Annotated in this window: 9 protein-coding genes; all 9 read left to right on the top strand. The window is 34.6% G+C overall.

Annotated elements, in window-relative coordinates; genetic code table 11:
* Positions 1-257, top strand: a 257-nt coding sequence (locus tag ABIL39_10790; protein ID MEO0166609.1) for a hypothetical protein, incomplete at its 5' end; no start/stop codon positions are given.
* Complete coding sequence (locus ABIL39_10785; protein ID MEO0166608.1) at positions 250-2,316, top strand: phage tail tape measure protein; 2,067 nt, start codon at positions 250-252, stop codon at positions 2,314-2,316. The genes ABIL39_10790 and ABIL39_10785, both read left to right, overlap by 8 nt.
* Positions 2,317-2,904, top strand: coding sequence for a hypothetical protein (locus tag ABIL39_10780; protein MEO0166607.1), 588 nt, complete (start codon positions 2,317-2,319; stop codon positions 2,902-2,904). It begins immediately after the preceding gene.
* 18 nt (positions 2,905-2,922) lie between these two features.
* Entirely contained in the window at positions 2,923-3,135 is a 213-nt protein-coding gene (locus tag ABIL39_10775) for a hypothetical protein (GenBank protein ID MEO0166606.1), read from the top strand.
* A 1-nt stretch (position 3,136) separates the two neighbouring features.
* Complete coding sequence (locus tag ABIL39_10770; GenBank protein ID MEO0166605.1) at positions 3,137-3,670, top strand: hypothetical protein; 534 nt, start codon at positions 3,137-3,139, stop codon at positions 3,668-3,670.
* Positions 3,671-3,692: 22 nt separating this feature from the next.
* A complete protein-coding gene (locus ABIL39_10765) occupies positions 3,693-4,049 on the top strand; it encodes a hypothetical protein (GenBank protein ID MEO0166604.1) in 357 nt (118 codons plus the stop codon).
* Positions 4,036-5,322: a hypothetical protein gene (locus tag ABIL39_10760; GenBank protein MEO0166603.1), complete on the top strand. Its 1,287-nt coding sequence runs from the start codon at positions 4,036-4,038 to the stop codon at positions 5,320-5,322. The genes ABIL39_10765 and ABIL39_10760 overlap by 14 nt, the downstream gene beginning before the upstream one ends.
* 9 nt (positions 5,323-5,331) lie before the next feature.
* A complete protein-coding gene (locus ABIL39_10755) occupies positions 5,332-5,622 on the top strand; it encodes a hypothetical protein (protein MEO0166602.1) in 291 nt (96 codons plus the stop codon).
* Positions 5,623-5,624: 2 nt separating this feature from the next.
* The coding region (locus ABIL39_10750) for a hypothetical protein (protein ID MEO0166601.1) at positions 5,625-6,084 on the top strand (460 nt) is incomplete at its 3' end.

The following is a 6,084-nucleotide window of genomic DNA, read 5'->3' as shown; positions in this document are numbered from 1 at the left end:
GGGCAAAAGCAATTATTATCCCGGTTGCAAGATTAATCAGATATTCACCCAGTGCAGGCAGGACTTTATATCGAAGAGTGCCCGAACATAAGGCAAGAATGGGCTATGGTGGATTATTTGAGCGTGGACTATATGGATATATTTTTAGAAAAAGGGCAATGATTCCAGCAGTTCCACCCAAACCATTTCTAAGACCTGCATTAGAAAAAGCCGTTATGAAATTAAGAGAAAAAATTGGGAGTATAATTAATGGCTGAGCAATTAAGATATGAACTGGTGATTGATGATAAAGGAACACCAGTTATTAGAAAATTGACTAGTGAAGTTAAGCAAGCCGAAGATCAAATGAATAAGTTGAATCAGTCTTTAAGAATAATCAAATGGGATTCTCTGGTTAATTTGACTGAACGTGCTTATCGGGCGGGAAGAGAGATATTTAATTTATCAAGAGAAGTTTCAAATTTGGGGGGAGAAATAATTAGATCTTCAAGAGAATTGGGAATATCAATCGATGAATTTCAGAAATGGCGATATGTAGCCAAAATGGCCGATCTTGATATAACTCAATTTTCAATGGGAATGCGTTTTCTTATTTCTAAAATTTATGATGCGGCCAAGGGATCTCAAGAAGCTTCTACTTATTTCGAAGCAATGGGGGTTGATATAAATGAGCTTACTAAAAATGGGACTAATTTAACCGAAATTATTGGAATTCTAAGTGATAAATTTGCTACTTGGAAAGATGGAACGGCCAAATTGGATTATGCTATCAATCTTTTTGGTCAAAGATCAGGACAAGCATTTATCAATTTGTTGAATATGGGAAGAAAAGGAATTGAGGGATTGATGGAAGAGTTTGATCGATTGGGATATAAGATCGACCCCGAAACACTTGAAAAACTTGCCCAAATGGAAGACCAGCTCAAAAGATTTCAATTTGCTTGGGAAAATTTAAAAATTCAATTAACCCCTGTTTTTGAATGGATTATTAAAAAAATAGAACAAATATCATCATTGGGGAAAAAGATAGAACTTCCTTTAGGAATGGAATTCAGCCTTACAACTGGATTAAGAAGGAAAAAATCTCTGGCCGTTTTTAATGTAGAAGAAGGAGTCCCAGAAATAATTAAAACCCCGCCCAAAGTGGTAAACCCCAATGTTCTTAATAAAATAAATGAAGAATTAGAAAAAAATATAATTCATTTTAATTTACTTCGGGGGCAAGCAGAATTACTTGGTTCCGAAGGAAAACTTCCCTCTTGGCTTGATGCATTAGAAGAACAAATGGGGATTATATCAAAGCAAGCTATCCCCGATCTAAATCAAGCCTTTTTAGATTTTAATAAAATTCTTGGAGAAACTAATTTATTAGCCATTCAGGGTAAACTTCCTTCTTGGTTAGATGCCCTCGAAGAACAAATGGGAATACTTGCAAAATATACAATCCCCGACCTCAATCATGCTCTAATGGAATTTAATAAAATTCTTGGCGAAGCTGAATTATTAAGCATGGAAGGTAATTTGCCCTCATGGTTAGATTCTTTAGAAAAACAAATGGGAGTAATAACAAAACAGACCATTCCCGATTTAAATCAAACCATGAAAGAATTTTATAAAATTTTGGCCGAAGCCGAGATATTAAGTAATCAAGGTAAGATGCCCTCTTGGATTGATGCTTTAGAAGAACAAATGTCAGTAATGGATAAAACAGTTTTAGAAAAAATAATACTTCAAAAAGAAATCTGGGATAATTTCTTCGAATCAATTTCTAATTCCTGGGCAATGCACGTCAACAATATTATCCGTGGTGCGGAAAATATGGGTGATGCCCTGAAAAATATTTTCAAGGGTATTGGCGATGCATTTATAAGCGAAATATCGAGAATGATAACCCAATGGCTTTTGTTTGGATCTATAACTGGAAAGAAAGAGACTGGGAAAGGATGGTTGACTGGGGGTTTATGGAGTGGAGTAATGGGGATTTTAAAAGATATTTTACATTTTAAAGAAGGTGGGATTGTAGAAGGGTTCAAGCCTATAGCTAAATTGCAATATGGAGGAGTTGTTAGTCGTCCGACTTTGGGATTAATCGGGGAAGGGGGACCAGAAGCTGTTATCCCACTAAAGAATGGAAAAATTCCGGTCGAAGGTGGAAAGTCAAATGCGGTTGTTCAGAATATAAATATTTTTGCCATGGATTCATTAAGTTTTTATGAATTCGCTAAAAGAAATAGAGATGTTTTTGCTGAAATGTTTGAAAATGATAGTCGCTACTTGGGCATTTCTCATAGTGCAATCAGGAGGTCTGTAAGATAAATGTCTTTATATCCTACATCACCCGTGCCATGTTTTCCTTACGAAATCAGAGAGGAAGGGAAAACAATATCAGTTGAATTTGATTCTGGTAAATCACAACATTTACGTTTGCGTAGATTTCCAAAACGAAAGATTGGTCCCTTGATATACAGAGGATTGAATTTTAATGATAGGAAAATAATATATAGTTTTTTTAGAAATTATTGGAAAAATTTTAATTCTTTTTATTTCTATGATTGGATTTTAAGAGAGTGGATAGATGAATACGTGGGTAGGGGAGATGGATCTACGGCTATATTTGATTTACATTCAAAAAATACAGTCATTCAATCTTTAGTTATTTATGTCGATGGAGTTCAGAAACAGTTGGGTACTCACTATAATTTTTTGAGTGGAGGAGGAATTGAGGGGGCAGATAGAATTCAATTTACATCAGGTAATATCCCAGAAAATGGTGCTTTAATTACATCTGATTTTAGTGGATATTTACGTTTAAAAGCTGAATTTTATGAAGATAGTTATATAGAAAGAATATCTGTTCCAGAACTTTTTGATATCGAAATAACATTATATGAAGTTCAATGGTAATTAAAAAAGGAGGTTCAAATGAAAAAAGGAGATTATGTAAGAGCTACAAGGCGTCTTTCCCTAAAAGAAACAAATCAATTTACTTGTTTTGGGATTCTCGAGGGAAAGGTAATTTCAACAAAACCTCATCTTGTTATTGAATATGATACGGGCGAAGGGAAAATGCAGGTCAGGATTTCTGACTCTGCAAGGAATGTTTTCGAGGTAATAAAAGAAGCGGAGGAGGAATGAAATGAAAGAAAGTTTAAGTATTAGAGATAAAATTGAAACATCTAATATCTCATCGACTAAAGATTCAATCGGTTTCAAGACGAAATGGAAGATAGAAAAGTATGAAAATGAAATGGCTAAAGAGCTAAATATGCCTTATGAAATTTCAGAATTTGATGGGAATATAGCACTTAATGAAGGAATTAATGCTCTCTGGACTTTGGTCTGTGGGGGGTCAGAAACACCCTTCAATAATACTAATGCACAACTTGGGGTGGGGTCAGATAATACATCAGAATCCGCAACCCAAACAGATCTTCTTGATTCAACTCCAACATGGAAGGGAATGGACTCTGGATATCCACAGTATGGAAGTAACCAAAAAGTTGTTTTTCGCTCGACATTTGGAGCAAACGAAGCCAATGAAGCTTGGAACGAATTTTCCGTGAGAAATGGAGCCTCTGCAAATAAGAACCTCAATCGAAAGGTTTCGGCTCAGGGAACAAAAATCTCGGGTCAGGTTTGGATTCTCACGCTGGAAATTTCAGCTTCATAATTAATTTAAATGAGGTGATAATATGTGGATACCCCCCGAACGAAATTTAGATAATATTCAATATGAGTCTTTGCGTAAACAGATAGACAAGAAATATAATGACCTTCATGATGAGTTGTCGGATGCTTTTTATAATAGAAAGCCATTCAGGGGAAAGCTTCTAAATAAAGAAGAATTTGATAGATTGCATGGTCTAATTTTTGACCTTCATTTTTTGGAATTTCATGAGAAAAATCTGGAACAACCAGAATCGGAAAGAATCCCAGTTGAAAAATATAATATTGACTCGGATGGTGGGAATAGATATGAAAAAATTAGGTCTAAAGTTTTATCTGCTGATCCACAAGAATTGGGGATTTTAAAAAATGAAATGCTTTAATAATGGTATAGATATTTCTTTAAGCACGACCGGTTCATGGACTGATATTGATTTGGGTTCTTATATACCGGGGGGGGCGACTGGAGTTATTATACTTGTAAGAAATACACATAGTTCCTATCATTATCAATTCGGGTTAAGAAAAAATGGTTCAACCGATGACAGATATTATTATTTAGCCTCTAATAATCAAATTATTTTTTGCATAGGGATTGATAGTAATAAAATTGTCGAAGGTAAGATTTCAAATACTTACATCAAATTCATTCTGCTTGGATATTTTCAGAATGATGCTTATTTTTTCACAAATGCTTATGATAAATCAATCAGCACGACTGGAGCTTGGACAGATATTGATTGCAGTGGGCAAATCCCATCTTATGGGTTGGCTGCAATATTTGAATTAGGAAACCCATCGGCTTCTGGGATGTATTATATCGCTATAAGAAAAAACGGTTCTACAGATAATAGATACATGACAAGAGCCATGTATGTGACTTCTGCAATAATAGGTGTAGACAACAATAGAATATGCGAAGGTTATATTTCAAATACTGATATGAAATTTTTCCTGAATGGATATTTATATTATGGTACATTTAAAACCAATGGACTTGATAAAAGTCTTTCTACGACCGGCTCTTATCAAGATATCGACATGAGTTCAGATAACCCACCTTCTTATCATGATTCTGTTTTGGTTGAAATTTACAATCCATCAGATACAGGCCAAACATTTTTAAGAAAAGATGGATCATCTGATGATTATTATTCATATCCAACGGATAGAACATTTTTCCCCGTAGGAATGGTAAGCAATATTTTTGAAGGAAAGATTTCGTCCACTAATGTCGATTATTATGTTCTCGGATATTTCCGAGATTTGGATTATATTGAAATAGCAGTAAGCGATTCTTTATCACTCTTAGATTCTCCCTCTTGCCAAAACGAATTTACATTATCTGACGAAATATTATTAAATGATAATTTATTTTTGAATAATGAATTAATAATTTTAGATTCATTTTCCCTCTCTGATTCTGCTTCAAAAGTTATTACTTCAGTTATTGAAGTCTCGGATTCTTTAAGTCTTTCAGAATCTATATTCCCAATTGATAAAAATATTTTTATTGAAGATACTATTACATTAGTAGAAGATATGATCTTTCGGAAGGGTTTTGTTATGCTGAATATCGATTCAAAAATAGTTACTCAAATCGATGTGAATGGCCCGATATCAAAGATTTTAATTATCAATTCAAAAATTTCTTAGGAGGTCATTATGCCATTTACAGAAGATCGTGGTATTGACATAAGACTTCATACGGGCCTTAATCTTGCTGGGGCTTCCATAGCTCAAGCGAAAGTCAAGAAGCCCGATAATTCAACAACAACCTGGACCATGACTATCTATGATGAAGAAAATGGAGTTTTACAATATATAACCTCTACAACGGATAATGAATTAAGCCTGGCCGGCACATGGCAAATTCAAGCGAAAGTGACCTTTGTCACGGGCGAAGTTTATCACGGGTCAATTGGTTCTTTCGATGTCTATAATGTGTTATTTTAATTATGAGAGCACTACCCTCAGAACTTTTATCTGAATTATCATCAGAGCGACTGACACCTGCATTTCTTTATTATTTTGAATTTACAACACCCAGATACTGGACAGACTTTTCTGAAGATATTTATTACAATGGGAAGTGGTGGTATGCCAAACCCATTCGCTTTAACGATATCAGCTTTTCGCTGGGACAAAGGATATCCAATCTCGAATTAACGGTAGGCAATGCAGATAAAACTATCTCTAATATTGTATTATCTGAAGATATCCGGGGTAAATACTTTGAAATCAAGGCTGTAGCTCTTGATTCAAATATCAATATTATTGAGTCTTTTGTCCTTTTTTTTGGTGTTGTTGACTATTGGGATTTTGATCAACGAGAAGCTCATTTAAAGTTAGTGAGTCATTTTATTAAGTGGAATCTATTAACCCCCAGGCGGTTTTATTCCGCTACGTGCCAATGGA

The organism is candidate division WOR-3 bacterium (genome assembly GCA_039802205.1).
Taxonomy (GTDB): Bacteria; Hydrothermota; Tepidihabitantia; order SM23-42; family JAOAFX01; genus JAOAFX01.
This window is presented reverse-complemented; position numbering and strand designations above follow the sequence as displayed.

Excerpts from the sequence above, each read along its gene's own strand:
- ABIL39_10785 (MEO0166608.1), top strand. The coding sequence starts at position 250 with ATGGCTGAGCAATTAAGATATGAACTGGTGATTGATGATAAAGGAACA.
- ABIL39_10780 (MEO0166607.1), top strand. The coding sequence starts at position 2,317 with ATGTCTTTATATCCTACATCACCCGTGCCATGTTTTCCTTACGAAATC.
- ABIL39_10775 (MEO0166606.1), top strand. The coding sequence starts at position 2,923 with ATGAAAAAAGGAGATTATGTAAGAGCTACAAGGCGTCTTTCCCTAAAA.
- ABIL39_10770 (MEO0166605.1), top strand. The coding sequence starts at position 3,137 with ATGAAAGAAAGTTTAAGTATTAGAGATAAAATTGAAACATCTAATATC.
- ABIL39_10765 (MEO0166604.1), top strand. The coding sequence starts at position 3,693 with ATGTGGATACCCCCCGAACGAAATTTAGATAATATTCAATATGAGTCT.
- ABIL39_10760 (MEO0166603.1), top strand. The coding sequence starts at position 4,036 with ATGAAATGCTTTAATAATGGTATAGATATTTCTTTAAGCACGACCGGT.
- ABIL39_10755 (MEO0166602.1), top strand. The coding sequence starts at position 5,332 with ATGCCATTTACAGAAGATCGTGGTATTGACATAAGACTTCATACGGGC.